The organism is Xenorhabdus hominickii, assembly GCF_002632725.1.
Taxonomy (GTDB): Bacteria; Pseudomonadota; Gammaproteobacteria; order Enterobacterales; family Enterobacteriaceae; genus Xenorhabdus; species Xenorhabdus hominickii.
In genome coordinates, this window is sequence record NZ_NJAI01000009.1 from 83,818 (window position 1) to 102,378 (window position 18,561).

The 18,561-nt window shown below is 40.0% G+C and carries 22 protein-coding genes and 1 pseudogene; 7 read left to right on the forward strand and 16 right to left on the reverse strand.

Annotation, left to right across the window (positions count from 1 at the left end; all coding sequences use genetic code 11):
* Window positions 1-5 precede the first annotated feature (5 nt).
* The 7 genes and pseudogenes from Xhom_RS47135 to Xhom_RS22310 all read right to left on the reverse strand — a co-directional run.
* Window positions 6-548 (reverse strand): annotated as a pseudogene (locus tag Xhom_RS47135) (Hint domain-containing protein); the annotation flags it as partial.
* Entirely contained in the window at window positions 548-1,150 is a 603-nt protein-coding gene (locus Xhom_RS22285; protein ID WP_099139920.1) for a DNA-binding protein, read from the reverse strand. The pseudogene Xhom_RS47135 and the gene Xhom_RS22285, both read right to left, overlap by 1 nt.
* A gap of 163 nt (window positions 1,151-1,313) precedes the next feature.
* Window positions 1,314-1,577 carry a hypothetical protein gene (locus Xhom_RS22290; RefSeq protein ID WP_099139921.1) on the reverse strand — a complete coding sequence of 88 codons (264 nt, stop codon included), beginning with the start codon at window positions 1,575-1,577 and terminating at the stop codon, window positions 1,314-1,316.
* A 14-nt stretch (window positions 1,578-1,591) separates the two neighbouring features.
* Entirely contained in the window at window positions 1,592-2,491 is a 900-nt protein-coding gene (locus Xhom_RS22295; RefSeq protein WP_099139922.1) for a hypothetical protein, read from the reverse strand.
* Window positions 2,492-2,493: 2 nt separating this feature from the next.
* On the reverse strand, window positions 2,494-3,141 hold the full coding sequence (locus tag Xhom_RS22300; protein ID WP_099139923.1) for an ATP-binding cassette domain-containing protein: 648 nt from the start codon (window positions 3,139-3,141) through the stop codon (window positions 2,494-2,496).
* Complete coding sequence (locus Xhom_RS22305; RefSeq protein WP_099139924.1) at window positions 3,138-3,812, reverse strand: ParB/Srx family N-terminal domain-containing protein; 675 nt, start codon at window positions 3,810-3,812, stop codon at window positions 3,138-3,140. The genes Xhom_RS22300 and Xhom_RS22305 overlap by 4 nt, the downstream gene beginning before the upstream one ends.
* Window positions 3,812-4,513 carry a ParB/RepB/Spo0J family partition protein gene (locus tag Xhom_RS22310; RefSeq protein ID WP_244590807.1) on the reverse strand — a complete coding sequence of 234 codons (702 nt, stop codon included), beginning with the start codon at window positions 4,511-4,513 and terminating at the stop codon, window positions 3,812-3,814. Before Xhom_RS22310 ends, Xhom_RS22305 begins: the two co-directional genes overlap by 1 nt.
* 79 nt (window positions 4,514-4,592) lie before the next feature.
* Between Xhom_RS22310 and Xhom_RS22315 the strand changes: the two genes are divergently transcribed.
* The 3 genes from Xhom_RS22315 (at window position 4,593) to Xhom_RS22325 (ending at window position 7,291) form a co-directional block, all read left to right on the forward strand.
* Window positions 4,593-6,236, forward strand: coding sequence for a DEAD/DEAH box helicase (locus Xhom_RS22315; RefSeq protein WP_099139926.1), 1,644 nt, complete (start codon window positions 4,593-4,595; stop codon window positions 6,234-6,236).
* 39 nt (window positions 6,237-6,275) lie between these two features.
* Window positions 6,276-6,551, forward strand: a complete 276-nt coding sequence (locus tag Xhom_RS22320) for a hypothetical protein (RefSeq protein WP_099139927.1) — start codon at window positions 6,276-6,278, stop codon at window positions 6,549-6,551.
* An 86-nt stretch (window positions 6,552-6,637) separates the two neighbouring features.
* On the forward strand, window positions 6,638-7,291 hold the full coding sequence (locus Xhom_RS22325; RefSeq protein ID WP_099139928.1) for a hypothetical protein: 654 nt from the start codon (window positions 6,638-6,640) through the stop codon (window positions 7,289-7,291).
* Window positions 7,292-7,377: 86 nt separating this feature from the next.
* Here the strand turns inward: Xhom_RS22325 and Xhom_RS22330 are convergent, their stop codons facing one another.
* Window positions 7,378-8,214, reverse strand: coding sequence for a hypothetical protein (locus Xhom_RS22330; protein WP_099139929.1), 837 nt, complete (start codon window positions 8,212-8,214; stop codon window positions 7,378-7,380).
* A 98-nt stretch (window positions 8,215-8,312) separates the two neighbouring features.
* Between Xhom_RS22330 and Xhom_RS22335 the strand changes: the two genes are divergently transcribed.
* The 3 genes from Xhom_RS22335 (at window position 8,313) to Xhom_RS22345 (ending at window position 10,561) form a co-directional block, all read left to right on the forward strand.
* Window positions 8,313-8,660 carry a hypothetical protein gene (locus Xhom_RS22335; protein WP_099139930.1) on the forward strand — a complete coding sequence of 116 codons (348 nt, stop codon included), beginning with the start codon at window positions 8,313-8,315 and terminating at the stop codon, window positions 8,658-8,660.
* A gap of 273 nt (window positions 8,661-8,933) precedes the next feature.
* Window positions 8,934-9,458: a hypothetical protein gene (locus tag Xhom_RS22340; RefSeq protein WP_099139931.1), complete on the forward strand. Its 525-nt coding sequence runs from the start codon at window positions 8,934-8,936 to the stop codon at window positions 9,456-9,458.
* A 428-nt stretch (window positions 9,459-9,886) separates the two neighbouring features.
* The gene (locus Xhom_RS22345; protein ID WP_099139932.1) at window positions 9,887-10,561 is read left to right on the forward strand and encodes a hypothetical protein; all 675 of its coding nucleotides are present in this window, start codon (window positions 9,887-9,889) and stop codon (window positions 10,559-10,561) included.
* A 721-nt stretch (window positions 10,562-11,282) separates the two neighbouring features.
* Here the strand turns inward: Xhom_RS22345 and Xhom_RS22350 are convergent.
* The 8 genes from Xhom_RS22350 to Xhom_RS22380 form a co-directional block, all read right to left on the reverse strand.
* On the reverse strand, window positions 11,283-11,588 hold the full coding sequence (locus Xhom_RS22350; protein WP_099139933.1) for a hypothetical protein: 306 nt from the start codon (window positions 11,586-11,588) through the stop codon (window positions 11,283-11,285).
* Between the two features lie 326 nt (window positions 11,589-11,914).
* Entirely contained in the window at window positions 11,915-12,211 is a 297-nt protein-coding gene (gene nadS, locus Xhom_RS22355) for a NadS family protein (RefSeq protein ID WP_099139934.1), read from the reverse strand.
* A gap of 45 nt (window positions 12,212-12,256) precedes the next feature.
* Complete coding sequence (locus tag Xhom_RS22360) at window positions 12,257-12,580, reverse strand: type II toxin-antitoxin system RelE/ParE family toxin (protein ID WP_099139935.1); 324 nt, start codon at window positions 12,578-12,580, stop codon at window positions 12,257-12,259.
* Between the two features lie 434 nt (window positions 12,581-13,014).
* A complete protein-coding gene (locus tag Xhom_RS22365; RefSeq protein ID WP_099139936.1) occupies window positions 13,015-13,335 on the reverse strand; it encodes a hypothetical protein in 321 nt (106 codons plus the stop codon).
* 148 nt (window positions 13,336-13,483) lie between these two features.
* On the reverse strand, window positions 13,484-13,936 hold the full coding sequence (locus Xhom_RS22370; protein WP_099139937.1) for a hypothetical protein: 453 nt from the start codon (window positions 13,934-13,936) through the stop codon (window positions 13,484-13,486).
* A gap of 153 nt (window positions 13,937-14,089) precedes the next feature.
* Complete coding sequence (locus Xhom_RS22375) at window positions 14,090-14,428, reverse strand: hypothetical protein (protein ID WP_099139938.1); 339 nt, start codon at window positions 14,426-14,428, stop codon at window positions 14,090-14,092.
* A gap of 1,592 nt (window positions 14,429-16,020) precedes the next feature.
* Window positions 16,021-16,155, reverse strand: coding sequence for a hypothetical protein (locus Xhom_RS41100; protein WP_274540190.1), 135 nt, complete (start codon window positions 16,153-16,155; stop codon window positions 16,021-16,023).
* A 251-nt stretch (window positions 16,156-16,406) separates the two neighbouring features.
* Window positions 16,407-16,772 carry a hypothetical protein gene (locus Xhom_RS22380; RefSeq protein ID WP_244590808.1) on the reverse strand — a complete coding sequence of 122 codons (366 nt, stop codon included), beginning with the start codon at window positions 16,770-16,772 and terminating at the stop codon, window positions 16,407-16,409.
* Window positions 16,773-17,074: 302 nt separating this feature from the next.
* Between Xhom_RS22380 and Xhom_RS22385 the strand changes: the two genes are divergently transcribed.
* Window positions 17,075-17,809, forward strand: coding sequence for an ETEC_3214 domain-containing protein (locus Xhom_RS22385; protein ID WP_244590809.1), 735 nt, complete (start codon window positions 17,075-17,077; stop codon window positions 17,807-17,809).
* Window positions 17,810-18,561 lie beyond the last annotated feature (752 nt).

Genomic DNA, 18,561 nt, shown 5'->3' on the forward strand with positions numbered 1-18,561 from the left:
AATCGGTGATTTGGTGTTACGAAAGCATCGAGTTTATTACTCTCTACACGATACATCATGCCTTCATAATACTTATGTATATATCTAGTAGGAACTTGCCATTCTGCCTTATTGTTTTCTGTATTGAGCGTCATTACGGCAAGACTTTCTGGCAGATCTTTAATCTTACACCAGCCATCAACAGTCAAAATATCTGTTTCATCATCGAAACAATCCGGTTTATCAGCGCCTTTTAAAGCTACCTCAGATCCATTTTTTAAAATAATATTCATAGTCGTGTCGTTTTTCTTTCTTACCCACTTACGAGGGATCAGCTCTTGCAAATCATCCCAAAGTATTTGCCGTGCCATCTGATAAGTCGGCGCAATATACCAAACACGCTGCTTTGGTGCTTTAATTGCCGCACGTAGCAGTTTCGATATTGATAGACGAGACTTCCCCCAACGTCGCCCGGCACAGACCACTTTGAAACGATGCGGAGATTTAAACACCTTCATCTGACCTTCGTGAAGTTGCACTAATTTAAGCCCACTATTATTAGCCAACATTATTTATCATCCTCATTGTCATCTTCACTTTCAAGATCGAGTTCTTCTGACAGGTCTACCGGCTCTTCCGATTTACGCAGCTCCGCAACTTGGCTCTGAGTTAATTCACCAAACATCAGTGCCGGCAAGTCGTCATCTTCTCCTTCAACACGATCCATGTTAAGAGCCTTGCTCGACACCTCAAAGCATTTGCTCAACGTAATCGATGCCCTTTGCAAAGCCTTTATGTTTCCCTCATGGATCTCAAAACCAGCAACCGAACCGGTCGCCACAGCTTTAGAGCCTTCCGTCACTTCACGCATCAGCAATGCCGCAATGTTAAATGCAAAACGGTCATACTTACTTTTGCGCTCATCAACCAATGCCGAACGTTCTTTCGCTCTGATCTCTGCATCGGATTTGATGGAGTCACGCACCATTTTTCCGATCGCATCAGTGCCTTTACTGATTTTCTTCTTTTTAAAATGGCGAGACAGCGTTTCACGTCTTATCCCGAATCGCTCTCCAAGTTGAGATAGCGAAAACTCACCAGACGACCAAGCCGCCTCAGCTTCCGCCCATTGTGCAGCAGTAAGCCTTGTTCTTTCTTCCTTGATAGTCACTCGAAAATTCCTTTTTTCGCAGTGTTAATTAAAATACCGTGCTCCCATAATATATATATATATATTTCTTACTTATATAACCATTAAAAACAAGTTAATTACTAAACAATAAAAATACCTAATTTATATAAATTCCTAATATATATTATTGGGAGAACGGCAATTAACGATACATCTTTGCAACAGCACTACCGAGTTCTGTTAATCCATAAACCACACGGTTATAGCCGTCAGTGGTTCGTTTCTTTAATCCACCTTTAACCACAAGTCCCTTTTTAATCAAGGCACGGATCGAGAATTGCATTGATTGTTTTGTCGTAGCATACGGCAGCAATTCCAGCAGTTCATCCATATCAATCGGGTCGCAGCGTTCTATTCCGATCCAAATCGTGCGGATAATTTGTTTTTGTTTTTTCGTTACGTCCATGTTTTAAATCTCCATTATAAAATCGATTTTAAACGCTCTAAATCCAACTCTGAGCGCACTTCTTGATTATCAAATGCCAGAAGTGGGATTTTGCTAGGCAGCTCTCTCCCGAAGTCTGGATTGTGATATGCCCCATAGAGCGGAGTGGTGAAGCTGAGGTTGTGGATCTCTTTTAGCAACTTAACAATCGCTTCCTCGGTCGTTAATGTGTCTAAAATGTCCTTAATCGTTGTTCCTCTGTTCCGACCGGCTTTCGCCAGTGATGAGTTTTTGTGGTAATTCGCAACAAGGTCAGCCAATGCTCTGCGTCTGCGAGTTTCCGTCATGCCGAACAACTCTTTCAGAATCGACTCGGTATCACCGGCATCAGAACGAAAATGACGCTGGTAAACACGCAATGCACTTTCGTAGGTCTTCGGACGCTCTGGGCGAATAAACTCAAAACCCGCTTTCATAGCAAACGGGTTGTATTTACTCATTGAAGATTGGATCTCAATAATCGGCTTATTGTGCATACGTGAAGCAATGTTGATCAGGCGGTAACTAACGCCTAGTCCACGATAAAGCGTATCAACCACACAACGACTGATCACCGCAAAGCTGGCATTCACATATTTGCCCCAATACTGATTTGCTACCGTAGTGTTGGTTGTCGGTTTCAACTTAGGAAACATGCGGTGACGAGGCGCAAGCAACAACTTCGGATATGCCATCACCACGACACCGACTAACCGACCGTTCAGCTCACACTTGTAATAACACGGAGCAAACGGCTTGCCGTCTGTCTTGTAGTGCAGTGATTTTAGCTCGTGCCAATCATCAATAGTGCCTTTCGACACGACCATATTTTTCATAAAGTCGAGGTGCTTCGGAAAGTCCTCTGGCTGGTGGCGATTAATGATTACATCGTTCATGATCAACTCTCTGCCGAGTAATCTACTTTCACCCGCTCTTTGTAGTGCTTTGTGATTGTCACGCTTGGACGTAAGGCATTAATCAGATCTTCGTGTGTTGTTGCCACCATGATAGTCGCACCCACTTTACGAGCCGCACGTTGGAAGTTAGAGGCTACGGCTTGCGCTGTCACTCGGTCTAAAACCGCCCCGAACTCATCAGCAGCCCAAACTTCTGCACCTGACTCAATCAACATGGCGATTTTAAGGCGGTAACGTTGACCGTCAGACATTTCAGACGGTTTGCGGATAAACAGGTAAGCATCGTTCAATCCAGCCATTGAAAGTAGGCTCAAGGCTTCGGCAGTTGTTTTTCCTACTTGGTCAATGACGTTCTTGTCATTGTCAAAGGCAATGTCGTCAATTGAAGCGACCGTTTTGCTTTCTTTTTTCATCAGACGTTGTAGTTCACGCAAGATCACAGATTTGCCTGACCCTGATTGCCCGGTAATATAAACAATGTCACCTTGCTCAATGTGTACCGGCAGGTTGTCGTAAAGCATGAATTGCTTGTCGTCCATACCTAAACCAAATGACTCCGCCACCTCTAATGTGCGAGTCGTTTTGGTTACACGGGTGTCAAATGACACGTTGATGATGTATTCGCTCATTGATCTGCCCCGTACATTTCTTGCGAGATTTTTTCAGCAAACGCAACGAAAGCATCCACACCCTCTTTTCCAGTGACTTCTTCCATGTGGGCGAGTAAATCCCCAACTTGGATAGCGGCACTCGCAGGGAGTGCTTTAAAGCCCATTATATCTATCAGACGAACGTCTTCTTTTGCTACATCACGGGTAATTTCTTCGTGCTCGTCTCGCTGACGCTCTGTCTCAACCGCCAAATCAGAAACAAGATCGGTTGTCGCAACGGCGGCGGTCATATCTTCAACCAACACATTCAACTCACGCTCAGAAAAGCCGTAAACCGCTACATCATCATCAACAAGGCGTTTCAATTCTTCTTGCAACAGCAAAGCATCATAGTCGGTGCTAGCGAGACGATTATCTTCAAGTCGCTTTGCGTCAACTTCGGCTTTTGACAAATCATCACGGATAATGACCGGCACTTTCGCCAAGCCTACAAAGATAGAGGCTTCGGTACGACCGTGACCGGTAATGATCACCATGTCTTTATCAACGGTGATAGGCTGGTCAAATCCGCGTTTTTTAATCGCAGCCGCAAGGTCTGAAATCTGCTGTTCGTTGTGCTTTTTTGCATTCTTCTCATACGGGATGAGAGTGCGAGGGTCTAAGTAAACAATCTCAAATTTATGAGCCATTAGCGAACTTCCTTGTATTTTTCAGCAATAACAAGCAAGGCTTCCCCTGCATCTTCCATTTTGTTACCTGTCTTAATCCCCTCGTCACGGATCGCAGCAGCAATAACCGCTTCGATTGTTTCCGCAGCTTCAGCAGGCACTTTAAATCGCATAGTCTGGTACGGACTCACTTCGGCTTTTTCAGCACGTTCACGCAACGACTCTGTGCGGGACTCGTCCATACCTGAACCCATCCCCATTTCAGCACTCAGCGCTTCAAGCTCACGAAAGGCAGATTCAGAAGTCAGCGTAGGCATGACATCTTTGAGAATGTCATCAATAGGGGCGAGATCGGAAAAGCTGTAAGAAAGGTCGGCTTGAATATCTTCAAGTAAACGAGTGAAGCCGTCCGCATCGTCTTCCCCATATCGCTCATTGTCGATAACCGAGATTTGCTTTGCAGTCGTGTCGTTTAATTCACCTAAATTAGCGATCATGATTGTCGGCATACCTAATTCAACAGCAACACGCCAACGGTGTTCACCACCTAGTATTTCGTACTTGTCGCCAACTTCACGTGCAATCACCGGCTTGAATAAACCGAGCTTGGTTACAGACGCTTTCAACTTATCCATGTTCAGCACGGGAACGCTATTTGTATTCCAACCATTAGGAATTAGCTTGCTCGTTTCTACCTCTAAAAATTTAGTTTTACTTTCCATTGTATTTTTTCCATACTTTTCCATAAGTACTCAATTACTCATTATAATGATTGTTTTATAAAAATATAAGGTCTTATTTATGGATCTCGCTATCGTTTACAACGCTGTTAACGCCATAATCAGCGAAAATGCCGATGAATCAGTCAAAAAATGTATTCAGGAAACACTTAGCTATGAAATAGCAGGTGCGGAATTTACTTCGAGTGGATGGGATGGTAAATCGACGATGTTTAACTGGTCAAACCGCAGTTTTCCATCAGGGTTTGTTCAGGCTGTGAAGAAAAAACTGGAAGCACAAGGGAATAGAGTGCTTCTTAAACGAAAATCAATGGTAGAACCGCTTGGTTTGCCAAACCCGAAGATTAACGACTTCCTCTATAACCCTGACTATATTTATCAGGACGAAACCGTAGAGCGAATGGTCAACATCGGCGGCATGATTGCTCAAATTGCGACCGGCGGAGGCAAGAGTAATATCGCATGTAAAGCCGCAGCAAGAGTCAATCGTCTGACGCTATTTATCACCACTCGGTCAGTACTTATGCACCAAATGAGAGACAACTTTCAGCGTTCAATCGATTTTCGTGCAGAAAATGGCGAACCACATCTGAAAGGTGAGAAAGTCGGGATCATCGGCGACGGCATGTTCCATTTTTCACGTCATGTCAACATTGCAACTATTCAAACGCTTGCCAGCTTCCTTGATGAATACCCTCGGTTTGTCGAAAAACTACCGCCAAAAGTAAAAACACTTAAAAAACCACACCCAACCAAGGAGGAACAGCGCAAAGAGTGGGAGAAAAAACGAGAATTTCATTACCGCAGACAGGCAGCTATTAAAATGATGCTTAAAGAAACATGTCTGCTGATATTAGAAGAAGCGCACGAATCGTCAGGAAACTCGTTCTACGACGTTTCCCGTATGTGTGTGAATGCAGATTATCGTTTGGGACTGACAGCTACGCCATTTATGAAAGACTCGGCAGAAGCCAACATGCGTCTAATGGCAGTTACTGGTTCGATTGGCATTAAAGTGAGTGAAAAATATCTCATCGACCGGGGTATTTTGGCAAAACCTTATTTTCTGTATCTTCGCACCGATTATGTCGCTGACGAGGCTCGAATCAAAGAAGATCTGGCAGAGAAAGTCGGTAACTCTCGATTGGGTAGAACTTCACCTTACACACGAGCCGCACAGCTAGGCATCACCTACAATCTCGCAAGAAACCGACTTATCGTAAGACACGTCAAGGATATGTTTGATCACAAGCTTACGGTTATGGTTTTAGTTCGTCTGAAACGTCACGGTCAAATCTTAAAAGAAATGCTTGATGAAGTTGGTATTCGTGCAGAGTTTATCTTCGGCGAGAGCAAACAAAAGGAACGTATAGCGCAGCTTAATAAGCTTCGCAACCGTGAAATTGACGTTCTTATCGGTTCAACCATTCTTGACGTGGGCGTTGACGTTCCCGGTGTTGGCGGTGTGGTTCTTGCTGGTGGTGGCAAAGCTGAGGTGGAATTACGACAACGTGTAGGTCGTGGCTTACGTAAGAAAACCGATCAGGCGAATATCTGTTTTGTGGTTGATTTACTGGATTACTCTAATAACCACCTACTCCAACACTCTTTTGAACGCCGAGCGATTATCCGAGAAACAGACGGGTTCCATCAGGGAATGTTGCCAGAAGGTAGTAAATTGCCTTTTCATCTACTTAATACATAGATACAATAATTTTATAGGTCTTTTTTTTAAGGTTTTTTTATGTCAGATAAAACAAAAGTTGTTCAGTTTAGAGCCACGCCAAAATCTCAGGCTAAACTTGAAGAATTAAAAGCCAGACTCAAAGAAAAAGGTGTTAAACCAAGTATCGAGGTTGTTCTTAACTCTATGCTCGAAAATATAACAATGGCTTTCTTTGATAAATGCGTCAGTCAGTTAGTGTCCGAGAACAGCGTCAAAACCCAACTTCTCAAGATGCACAAAGAGGGGAGAATTACCGAAGAAATGCTTAATAGCCTTCTCAAAAATACAGCCTAAGCCCCCGATAACTAAAACTTTTCACCCTGTTTTGCCATTTTAATATGCTGCTCGTTCTTAGACACACACAAACGAGATAATGGAAAATGGCAAAGCATTCTAGCAACAAAAAAACTCAATCAAAAACAAACGAAACTATCGCAACAACAATCCTAAACCTACCTTTTGTTGATGGAAAAGTGCTGTCTAGGGTAAATATGTGGAAACCAAAGACGAACGATAGTTTTGTACTTGGTCAAGCTTACGGCGCAGAGTTTATCGATTTCCTCCGAAGCAATCCTTATCTTTCAGGGGCTAATCTTCTTCATGCAATACTTAGTGACATGAATCTCAAAAAAGGAGATTCGGACAAAACCGCACTTGGCTTTTTGCAAATCATTGAACACATGGTTATCAGCCAAAAAGTAGATTGCAGTTCGGTCATGCAATTGGTTGCCAAAGCAAAAATAGAAGAAGAACGGTCGCGCAGTTTTATCACTGGACTAGATGAACTTGAGGCTTTGGAAAACCGAGAAGAAAAAACGTATGGGCGTTTAGAGGCATCAAAGGAAATAGGCTTTTCTGCGTCTCAGTTGATCAACATGTTAGAGTCAATTAAATGGCTCAAAAAGACAGACCGTATGCCAACAAAACCGGTTCTAAATGACAGCCTTATGAAAATGAGTGTCGGGCGAAATAAAGTCAGTTGGGTATTAACTCAGAAAGGAATGGGCGTCTTGATGCAAATTGTAGCCAAATAGTTTTAAAGGCGCATAGGGTGTCTATGCGCTGTATTAGTCCAACCAAATAGTTGGCTAATTTTTCCTATAATTGATTGTGAGGGAAACTATCTTTCTCTCATAATGACCGATAGTTTGTCACTTAATCTATTCTCGTGCTCATCCTGCAAAAACAAGTCAATAATCTTTGAGTTAATATAATAATCAGCAGAGTATCCTTCGTATGGTGAATCCAACGTAGCATAAGACAAATAGCCTTTTGATTTTTCAATAAAAGGTGATATAGGCTCAAAGACAACGCAATACGACATATCCTTTAACTTGCTTGGGTCAGATATGTCAGCCTTTAAATACGAACTAATAAAGAGCTCTTCGGTATAATACGGACTTAGGGTTAGATATATGCTAAATGTATCTTTGTCTTTAACAAGGACTTCTACTCCGAAAGAGTTTTGTTTATATCCACCTTTTCTTTTAACTTCAAAATATCCCATTGGGATATTTGGTGCGTGTAAATTTTTAGTCCTCTTCCAAGCCTCTATATCATCTACAAGCCCTACTCTATAAGGGTTATAAGCACCATTATAAGCGCTTACCAACAATTCGGTTAAACCTGTTTTTGGATCAAACTTATAATCAAAACGATCAACACTTTGACACATTTTCATAGTGCCAACATTTGACATTCTTTTCCGAAAATCCGCCTCTGTCTCAAACTCTCCTCTGTCTCCGCCTAACCGCTTATACAGCTTTACTATGTCTTCTTGAGTTGTTGTCCTCATATTTTTAGAATTCTCAATTACCTCTGGTGTTATGACCAATTTTTCACCAGTGATATAAGGTTCAAATTTATGGACAGGTCTTACTTGCTTAGGTTGAACGACGCAACCAGACAAGGACAAATAAACTGCGCTAAAACCAACCAACAATACCTTATTTTTCATACAACTGCCCTGTTATTGATAATTGTTCGCATTGTATGATTGTATAAGTATTTAAAGCAAGGCAACGTAAGGGAGATCCAGCAGCAAGGAAAGAGTACATGTATGTAAAAGAGTCAACTGGCGAAAAAGAGAACTCATCATTCAGAATCGTCATATACCCTTTCTGCGAAGAAATCCAAAAGCGACTAAATCAACTTCCGGCAGTCAATGAACGTCTTATTAGCTTTCAGCACTCGAAATATGGGTTGAAAACGGTTAAAAGCACAGGGTGTGTTATGTTCAAACCTAAAATATCTAACACACAGTTTGGTATAGAAGTGGCAATCTATGATATTAAAGGACTAGAACAACTAATATCATTTATTACCTACGAATTAGACGAACATTCGACTAATCAACAAGCCCCCTACCCTCCTAAAAAGACTCCAGCCATCAAGGAAAATTAACGACTCTCTTGCTGAATAAGTTGCTTCCTGCAAATTGTCCTGTGCCTTTCGGCACAGACAAAGCCCTCGTTACACAGGGCTAGAGCATGAACGTTTGTTTTTTAATCACCGAGTGAATGTGAACATTTTGCAAACATAATTGATTTAAAAACATCTCATAAGTAGATTGAATTTCAAACAGATTGTGAACTCAGATATCAGCATAGTTTGATTAAAAACCACTAACCGTTTTAGTTTTGGTAAAATGTAACAAACAAAATAACTGGAATAAAAATGAACAACGAACTACCTAAAGTTGATGTTACATACGGCACGAAGCGTTACAACGATCGCATTTACAAAACTTTTTATACGAGCCTTGTTCCAGCAGTCAAGGGACTATGTTCGGTAAAGGTTTTAGATATAGATGGGAATGAGTTTGTTAGCAATGTAATAAAAACCAATAATCGCAATGGTGTTGTTGTGTTTTCAGACCACAGAATGCTATTTTGCCAGATCGCAAAAATTGAACTAATTGGGCGGCAAGAAATGGAGATTATCGAATCCCAAGTTAAGAATTTTGATTCTAGCGTTCTGTCTAAGCCGAGAACATTCCACTTGATTTTAAAAAAAGCCCACGCCCTAAGCAAAGATGTGGCTGTTTTTATGAAAGATGGAAATGTTTATAAGGGCAAATCAATAAGACAAGACTACGACACCTTATTACTAATAACGCAAGAAGATAAACAACTTATAATCATGTACGATGCAGTTAAGCGTATCGTTCCTCTCGAAGCTGACGGTTCTCTGGCTGAATAAATCGCCCTACCAGCTTCCTGCAAATTGTCCTGTGCCGAAAGGCACGGACAAAGCCCTCGTTGTACACTTGTAATTTGTATAAGGATCGACTGCTCGTATTTTACCTGCCCCACAAGACCAGCAGACCTCGCCATCCAACTGTTCCACCGCTACTTCTACAGGGAAAGTTATTAATTTAGAGACTTTTCGTAATATATAAGGTTAAACACCGAGAAAGGGGATTTATTGAGGGAACACCTTTCCTTAACACGCTGTTTTTTCTAGGACTTAATATATATAGATGAAAACAAAAAAAACTTATAAAAAGTAAAAAAAGACTTGAAACGGGTTTTTTGACTGTTATTATACATCCCATCAAAGCGAAATAACGCAGCGATAAAAAAATCAAATTTAGCGCATTGGCGCATAGTTAAGGAATCTATAATATCATGGCTACATTATCTAAATCATTAATCGCTTCTTCTGTTGCTTCTACTCTTTCTTTATACGCTTCTAATCTTGAACAAATACAACAACGCTTATCAAGCGTTGAGAAGTTATCTAGCGCGGAAAAAAAGGAATTACAAGCAGCACAAACGAAAGTTAAATATTTTACTGGTTTATCTGCACTTATTACCACCAATAATAAAGCAGTATCCGCGCTGTACTATATCGTAATGAATGCTAAACAAGACCCAGCTGATTTATTAAAAGAAATTGCTACCAACTCTTACAGTTTAAATAAGTTTGGTTTTATTATTAAAAGTATCGCAGATGGATTCTATAACTACGATATATCAGATATGAGCGCGTCAAATATCATTGCAATCTTAGACTTTATCAAAGCGGATAAGATCAAGTTTTCAATGCGTGAATATCGCGCAGTAATGGGCGAATATAAAAAACAAATTGATCGCGATATTGACGATGGATTCACACAAACAAATCAAGCGTTAAAACTTTGTGAGCGTATGGGTATTGTTTCGTACACTGGCGGAAAAATCAGCGCAGGATATGGCGAATATAAGATCAATTCAGAAAATGAATTAGTAAAATATCTAAAATCTATTTTTGTGAAAGATAAAGCCACACAAAAAAAATTAGATCTAGCAGTAACAGAATAACAATTTAACCACTTTATGAAATCCGCTCATTGTAGCGGATTTTTTTGCTTCTTTTCTGACACGCTCAACGCTTCACACTATCCGCACTGATAACGCCACAAATCGCACTATAACGCTTTTCTATTCTCTCTTATCTATCCTATACATAACAATCAAATCACGTTTAAAACGCTTTATATTAGCTTTTAATCTGGTTTACTTTCTTACAAGTGGAAAAGCTGGCAACTGTAGCGACAATAAACGAAAAGTAGCGCCACCAAATAGATTTTAAGACGTTTTAACCAACAACTTGCTGTATTGCACTATTAATAATTAATAGTCTATTAAAATGGCTTATATTGCGTTTTAGAAAAATTCGTTTAAAAGTTGTAACAACCGTTTAATTTTGCTTGTTTGGCTAGACAGATCCGACACAATACACGCAACGAAAAACAGCGAGCGAGAAAGAAATAGTAAATACGGGTAATTCTCAACCGCATTTGAAAATAAACCTCAACCGCGTTTATTCCCCCGACTATACCTCAGCGGGATGCGACCCTTTTCCCTTTTCCCGCGCACGACCGTTTCCCGCAGGTAGCCATTTTTCAAGTTTTGGAATCTTTTCTCACCTTTCACAGCCGTAGGTTTTTCTCCACTTTATTGCATTTTTCCCCTTCGGCTAGTTACTTCCAAAAGAAAGGCAGAGTTTCCCCCGCTTTCTTCGTTCACACACAACACAACGTTATAGACAAAAAGGTTCACGGCTGAAATCTTTTTTCAGTTTGAAAAATTCAGTGCCGTTTGAATAAATTGGTGTTTTATCCAACAGACAGAAAAACATTGTCAGCTTTTCACAGGCTGATGGCCGCTTATAGGTTTCATGTTCTTTTCGTATTTCATCAGCAATACGTATCTTCAAACGCAAATGACGACGGTTCTCTTCGATTTTTTCGGCGATTTTCTTATCCAATTCAAGATCGTGTTCAAGAGCAGCATGATCGACAAATAGGTTTTGAGCGTTGCTGTGGTTAAATGCGTTACGGCGCATATTATTTACTCCATTTGGTTATTTATATTATTTTCTTAATGGAGTTATTTTCACACACTGGATACGGGTACAAAGAGATAACTGACGGGCACAGGAAGTAATACATCTAATGGTGCAGGGAAATAAATACTTAACATATATGCGTTAGATAAACTCCCTGCGGCTTCCCACGGGAGAGTTCGGTAGCCGAGTAAAAAGAGTCTATTGCCTACGGGAAACAGGTGGGTAAAAAAAGCCGCTATGTTAGCGGCGTGGGAATGGACTTTGTTTCCGATTTTTTTCTGACTTCTCCCCCGCATTTAAAGCGGAGAGTTCTAATGAAAGTGTTAAAGTGAATTTAATTCATTAATGAGTGCTGGATGGCGTTCAAGTATCTTAAGAAGTTTCAATGATGAACCTGAAGGAATACGACGGTGCTGTTCCCAGCTTTGAATTAGGGAGGATGAAACACCAACAGCTTCAGCAAATTCACTCTGTTTTAACCCAAAAGATTCGCGCAAGTTTTTTACATCGGGTAAACGATGGTAATGGATATTCTCACTAGGGACAGAAAGTTCGCCTTTTTCAATCGCTACCATCTGCTTCATACTTTCAACCAAGTCATTAAAAAGTTCTTTGTCCATAGTTTCTCCGTGGTATGAACATGCCGCGCTTTTGCGCGGCGTTGATTACTGCAATTTGCTACTGATGGCTTTGAGCACTTCTTTTTCTTTTGCCGTTACATTATCCTTTTTATTTTTAGGATAAATCAAAAGAAGGTAGAGCCTTCCAGTTTTGGTTATTGTGTAATAAATAATTCTGACACCGCCACTTTTACCCATTCCTTCACGTTGCCAGCGAATTTTCTTACATCCTCCAGTAGCGCTAATGGTACTGCCTTGTTCATGATTCTTTAATAAGTGTTCCTGTAATAGTCTGAATTCATCATCAGTTAATAACCCAGCTCGTTCTCTACTAAATACAGGAGTTTCGATAAAAACTAAGTATTCCATAACAAACATCCTTGCCCATCAATGAGAAACATTGTAATCGTACATGGTACGAAAATCAACAAATAAATCGTACTGAGTACGATACTTTTGTAATATAAGAAATGTGAAAGAAAGATTGGATTTACTTTATCTAGAATAAGGAAAAAGTCATCATGGGAGAAATTCATACCTACTTCCCCCAGCCTGATAATGAATTAACTGTTTATCAGTAAGTTAATAACATCACCTTCTCCGTGTTTTGCACTGGGTTATGTTGAAGAAAAGGGGATAAAAATAGGGTGCATTGCACTGTGCCCAAAACCCCCTATCCCAACCATGACTACGGAATGCGGTTTTCGTTTTGGCCACTCAGTATTAGTGAACTTTTCGAGGAAGTGGCGATTACACAAAATACTAAACAAGGTTTTTCCAACACCTTATCCGCCGATAATTCTTTATTTCGTCATTTTCTCTTGAGCTGTTTCCATAATCGCCCACTGAGTTAATGTAACCATTTCACCAATCGCTTTATCGCGTTCTGACATTGGGTAATGTTTGGCAGTCACTGTAACACGTCTTCCATACTTCCATTCTTTACGTGTTAGCGCAATCCGTGTATCAATGAGCTTTCCGTCAGCTTTGCGATAGATTTCTTCTTCTACCAACTCAAACTGAGTGTGTCCCACTTCCACCAGCATGATAGTTTCAACAAGTTCAATTTCACGAGACTCATCTGGAAAAATCATGTTTTCAGAGTTCATTAAGCTCTTAGCCATACTGCGTTCCTTAATTTGCACTTTATCGTTTTGATAGATGTATTTTGCCACCAGCAGATAGGTGAGAAAGTGAAAGCAATAGGGGTAACTAAAAGTGAAAAGGGCGCAGTTTTTATGCCGCGCCCCGTAGGTATCAGTCTATCGACCTTTATTTACCTGCAACCACCGCAGGCTCTTCAATCGGCTTTTCACCAATCAGAGTCAAGACTTCTTCTGGCAGGTGCTGCTCAACAGGGATATCGCCCATAATACGCAGGCCAAACATACTGATCCAAGTGGAGCTGTTTAAACCACTTTCCAGTACATCACTCACTTCGACCATCAAATTTTTAAATTGGTTTTCCACGTCTTTGCGATAGTGTTCGATTACCGATGTACAGAACAAGTCATTACCACGACTCAAACGGATAACACCTAAATCGAATTTCTGGTTTCGATCTTTACCGGTAATGCGTTTGAATGTAGCAGTGGTAACTTCTTCTCCAGTTGCACGATCACGAACAATGGTTGTGATTTCAGCAATCTTCTCACTAGCTGCTCCATTCTTCCTAGAAGCGTAGTACATGTCGAAAACGAGATTTGAGCGATTAATCTTTTCCATGATAACTATTCCTTGTTAACTACTTTCCATTATTGGAATGGTTATCTTACTTATAGCGCTAAGTTATTCAAGTTGTTTTCTTATTGATGTTATTAATGTATGTGGCTAATGGTAGAAAAAAGCTCTCGTTATTGAGAGCTTTTCAGATTGATGTTACGCGTTATGCAATGGTTCTATGGATTGCTCCGCCATACACTGACCAATCAAAATGCCAGCAATATAACGAGCATTGTAGCCAGTAACTTTCAAACCAAACATGATATTGTTGAGTTCCATTGCTTTGTCTTGGTGCACTTTATGAATCGCTGTAATGTCTGTAACTTCGTGATCATCAGCCAGTGCGACAACAGACAAATAAGAATTTCCATCTAATTCCATAAACTCAATTAAATGAGTCGCTGAAACAATCGCAAAATTTCCATCAATTGTTTTGCCAGCATTTCCGATTAAGTGAATTACATCAGAGCCAGAAATTTTTGTGATATATGCCATTTTTAAATTCCTTAATTTGAATTATTTATTTTTAAAGAGCGTCATCTCGTTTTCCTGAGATGTGACTATTATCACTGACTGAAAACGGCGAAAAAGCATTATTTTAGAATTTTATTCGGCTATTTATCTTTTTTATAGTGAGTTCTTTTCTATTAGCCTTGGTGATCAATTTAGAACATTCTGCAAATCAGCCTATATCCACCGTAGTTAAGAACAATCTACACGCCGTAGGTTCACTTAGGCTGGTGGAGGCGATTTGCTGCCGCAACTAACCTGATAGACAACTTGATACCCGATAAAGCCGTTTAATAGTGCTTCGTGACCCTCTGAGGGTGGCGTATAATATCCGCAGTGTTATTATGCTCGCCCCGAAAATTTTATCAGGCGAATAACCGTATTCCGCCTGTATTAACCTACACCTATGCGAAAACTCCGCCTTTCCCCGTTTACAGCCGTTTCCCTTTTCCACCTGATGCGAACTTCGTCCCGTTTCCCGCTTCTGACCGTAGGGCTGCTGAGGCTCGTAACCGGAGGCTTGTTTAGGGGAGCTAGGCATCGGTGGAGAATAAATACGGGAAAGGAATCCGCCCCCTCAGATTCCCCCTCTCTTATACCTCCTCTTTGCCCTGCTACTTTCTTCTGCTTCTTCTGCTGCTACCTGTATGCTATCCCTACTACGTGAATGACTGTATAACCGTGGCTGCTTTTCCTACTGTTTCCTTCCTGCGGTTAATACTTCTTTCTACTTCCTGTATTGGTTTCTATCCGCATCTTATTAATCGTTATCCCTATTGGTATGTGATTGCTTTAATCATCTCTGTATTGGTTGCATTGCTTCTATGGGTTGTTTCTTTACTTTTGTTGTTTCCTTGCTGCTATTAGTATTGACACATTGGTTATTTATATTATTTAGTTATTGTTTTGAATTAGTTATTTTCTTTGTTTGGATACTGATATAGTGGTTATCTATTCCTTGCTGTAATAGTTGACGTATGGGCTTTCCCGTTGGTTTTATCTCTGTTGGGTTGGGGTTTTGCAACTGTTGGTAATGACGTATTGAGAATATTGCCGGAATAGTTCTTCTTCGGTTCTCTCTGGTTGAATTGATATTGAGTTGGTTGCCTATGAGATTTAGGTCTGTGTTTGCCTAGTGTTATTGGGTTGGTCTTTATAACCTGACTGGATTTAGGTTGGTTCTATTTGTGGTTTGATTATTGATTCTGGCTTGGGATCATTTCACAGTGTTTCAGGATGGAAATTAGGCTGGATTGTTAGGTCTGTTGGTTGAGTCATTTTTGCTCTGTTGCAATTCAGTTTCTTTAGTGGCTTGTTCTGAAATTGAGATTTGAAATATGTAAGAATCGGTTGGAAATTAGATCAATTTTTTACCTTTCAAAAATGGGTTTTTCGTTGACTTTTCATTGATCTAGATTCCTGCTTGCTATACTCGCAATATGTTATTGATTTAATTAAATAAAAAAAATAAAAAGAGGCTTAAAATGATAGTCAATTGGTACTTATAGAGATGGTCAACTGTGACATAGTTTTTGGCACTCTGTTTGACGTGCTATTTTTGCACCTTTCTGATGTATTTATCGTAATCTTCGGGTGAGATAACGTAGCATAATACCTTCCTCTGCAACAGCCAGCAGAAAATCACTCTGTGTTTGTCGCACGATGACTCGCAATAAATCCGGTAACGCCGCCTGTGGTAATTGGTTAGCCACAATCAAGCAGGTGTTCAAATCAGGCTTTACTTTTACTGACTGGGGTTTTACTTTTTCTCCAAAACATTACAGCTCTTATCCTTTTTGTTTGTGGTCACATTTATGATGTTACAATCGCATCATCATGACCTTAAGGGAACTCTAATTACCTATCTGATTTGATCTAAAAGTGTTGCAGAGCATGTGAAAAAAATTTTTATCTTTTTATTTTACTAACAAAGAAGTTCAAGTTAGTGGTTTAAAAGAACGTTTTATTCCCAAGAAAATGTCGCCTCTTTTGGGTTGAATGTCAGCCTAGCTTTCTTCCAGTCCTTTCCTGTCAGAACCATCTCTATACACTGTGCAGGATAAAGGTTATCTGCTGGTGTGTATGTTTCATATGCAGAATCTGCATTAAGCTTAAACTGATACGTTATTTTTACTTCCCTTTTCCCATCAGGGAGCTGTTGTTGCTGGCATTCGATGTACGCTTCGTTAAAATCATCAGGTAATCCTTCAAGCATACAGCCTTGCGCCCATGAGAGGAGTTGTTCAGGGGTGTATTGCTCCGCTTCTTCGTCTGAGGTTCTAGGTTTGTTTAAGACTCGATCTAAAGTATTCATGAGTGATGACAACATTATTGTGGGTATCTCTGATAAAGAATTTAGTGAGCGTGTTATAAAATAACTGCCACAATCAAGCAATCAAATTTTGGGATGCCTCTATTTCACACAGAATACGCAATCATTAAATCTGACTTTGTTTAGTAGGGTACTTGTTGCGAATGAAAGAATAAAACTCGAGACGGAAAGGATCATTTTCATGATCCACCTCATAGTCATAACCACTTATTGAAAATAATTTTTGTATGGTTTACATAACTACAAGCCATACCGTAATCTGATGGCATTATCAAACGATCTAAAAGCAATCACTATTTATGAAAAGAAAGATTTTAGCTTGGATGGCTGCATTCGCAGCTTTCGTTAGTGCTACTGTTATGTTTGCTTCACAAGGATTTTCACTATTAAATGGCACTTTTGATGTTTATCAAAACATTAGTGAAGCATTTTTTCAAAAAAAAGCAGAAGATAACTTGAGTGTTATTTATACAGGAACTTCCATTAAGTATATTGAATCGATATTTGGCTCCCCTGTTAGAGAAATGCATAGCGAAGAAGGAATTCATGAATATATTTATTCATTTAAAAAATTCTATCTACAAATTGTTTACGATAACAACAACACTGTAATTTTCTATGCTGTAACCAGTAAAGATAAAGATTTTCATCCAAACGTTCCTTACCTTAACGTTCGCTTAGGAGAGCTATTTACAAACTACGGACAAGATTACCAATTCCTTTATTCTGGCTTTTCATCAAAATTTTATGAGTACATGGAATATCATTATCTGGGAAATCCAGGTAATTATCGTAACTTCTATTTGTCTTATAATCCTGCTGGAGTAGATTACCAACCATTACAGCCGTTGCCAGATTTTACTAATGACGAACGCTCCCCACCAAAAACAGAGGACATAATAAAATTAAGAAGCAATAACGCGCCAAACACCTTTGCAGTTGGAGATATTCATGGAGGCCCTGACGGGCGGGAACTTTTTTATGGAATTGGCATTGATTACTATGATGCAAGGGATATCCCGGATAAAGACTGACTCAGTTTAATTAAAACTTCTTTTTCTCTGAATGTCCTCCAATTGCAAGATCTTTATCACCTGTAATGAAAGCGGCCAATGTAGCGAGTGTTTTTTTGAGAATTAGGAATGCCCCGTAAACCCGTCTCCTTGACGGTGGAGAGGGAATCAGAAAATCTGATTCCGCTACCCCGATTTTTACTCATCCTGAGTAATAACAGCTACCGCTGAGCACGTCATTCCATGACGATGACAATATAACAACATAATTACATTTATTGCAATAAGTATTTATTTACCTATTTTGATGGATTTTATTTTTAAAACGATTTTATTCAAAGAATACATTAGCCCCTACTAACGGGATGATCCTAAGTAACTGCTCCGCGACTTATCCATGACAAGTCTGACCTAGGCAGAGACGACGAAACCCGATGCCTGTAATTCAAAGAGACCCTGCTGTTTGATATTCAGAACAGCGTTAATATGGGATTAGCCGGAATCCCAGAAATTTCCGTCACCCTAAATTCAGTCCCACCACAACTTCAGCAGCCAGCCTTATACAGTGCCCTATTCTGTCAAAAATCTAGGCGAAAAGTCGATTTCATGAGGTAAGACTAGGGGGTTTCGAGTCCAATCATGTGAAAACCCCATTATCCGATAAGCGCTTTTGCCTTAGCTCTTATATCTTCCAGTTCTGAAGAGTTAATCTTACCTTTCTTTGTCACCTTTCTGGCTCGCCAATCAACGCATGTTATCTGGTCGGCTAAGGC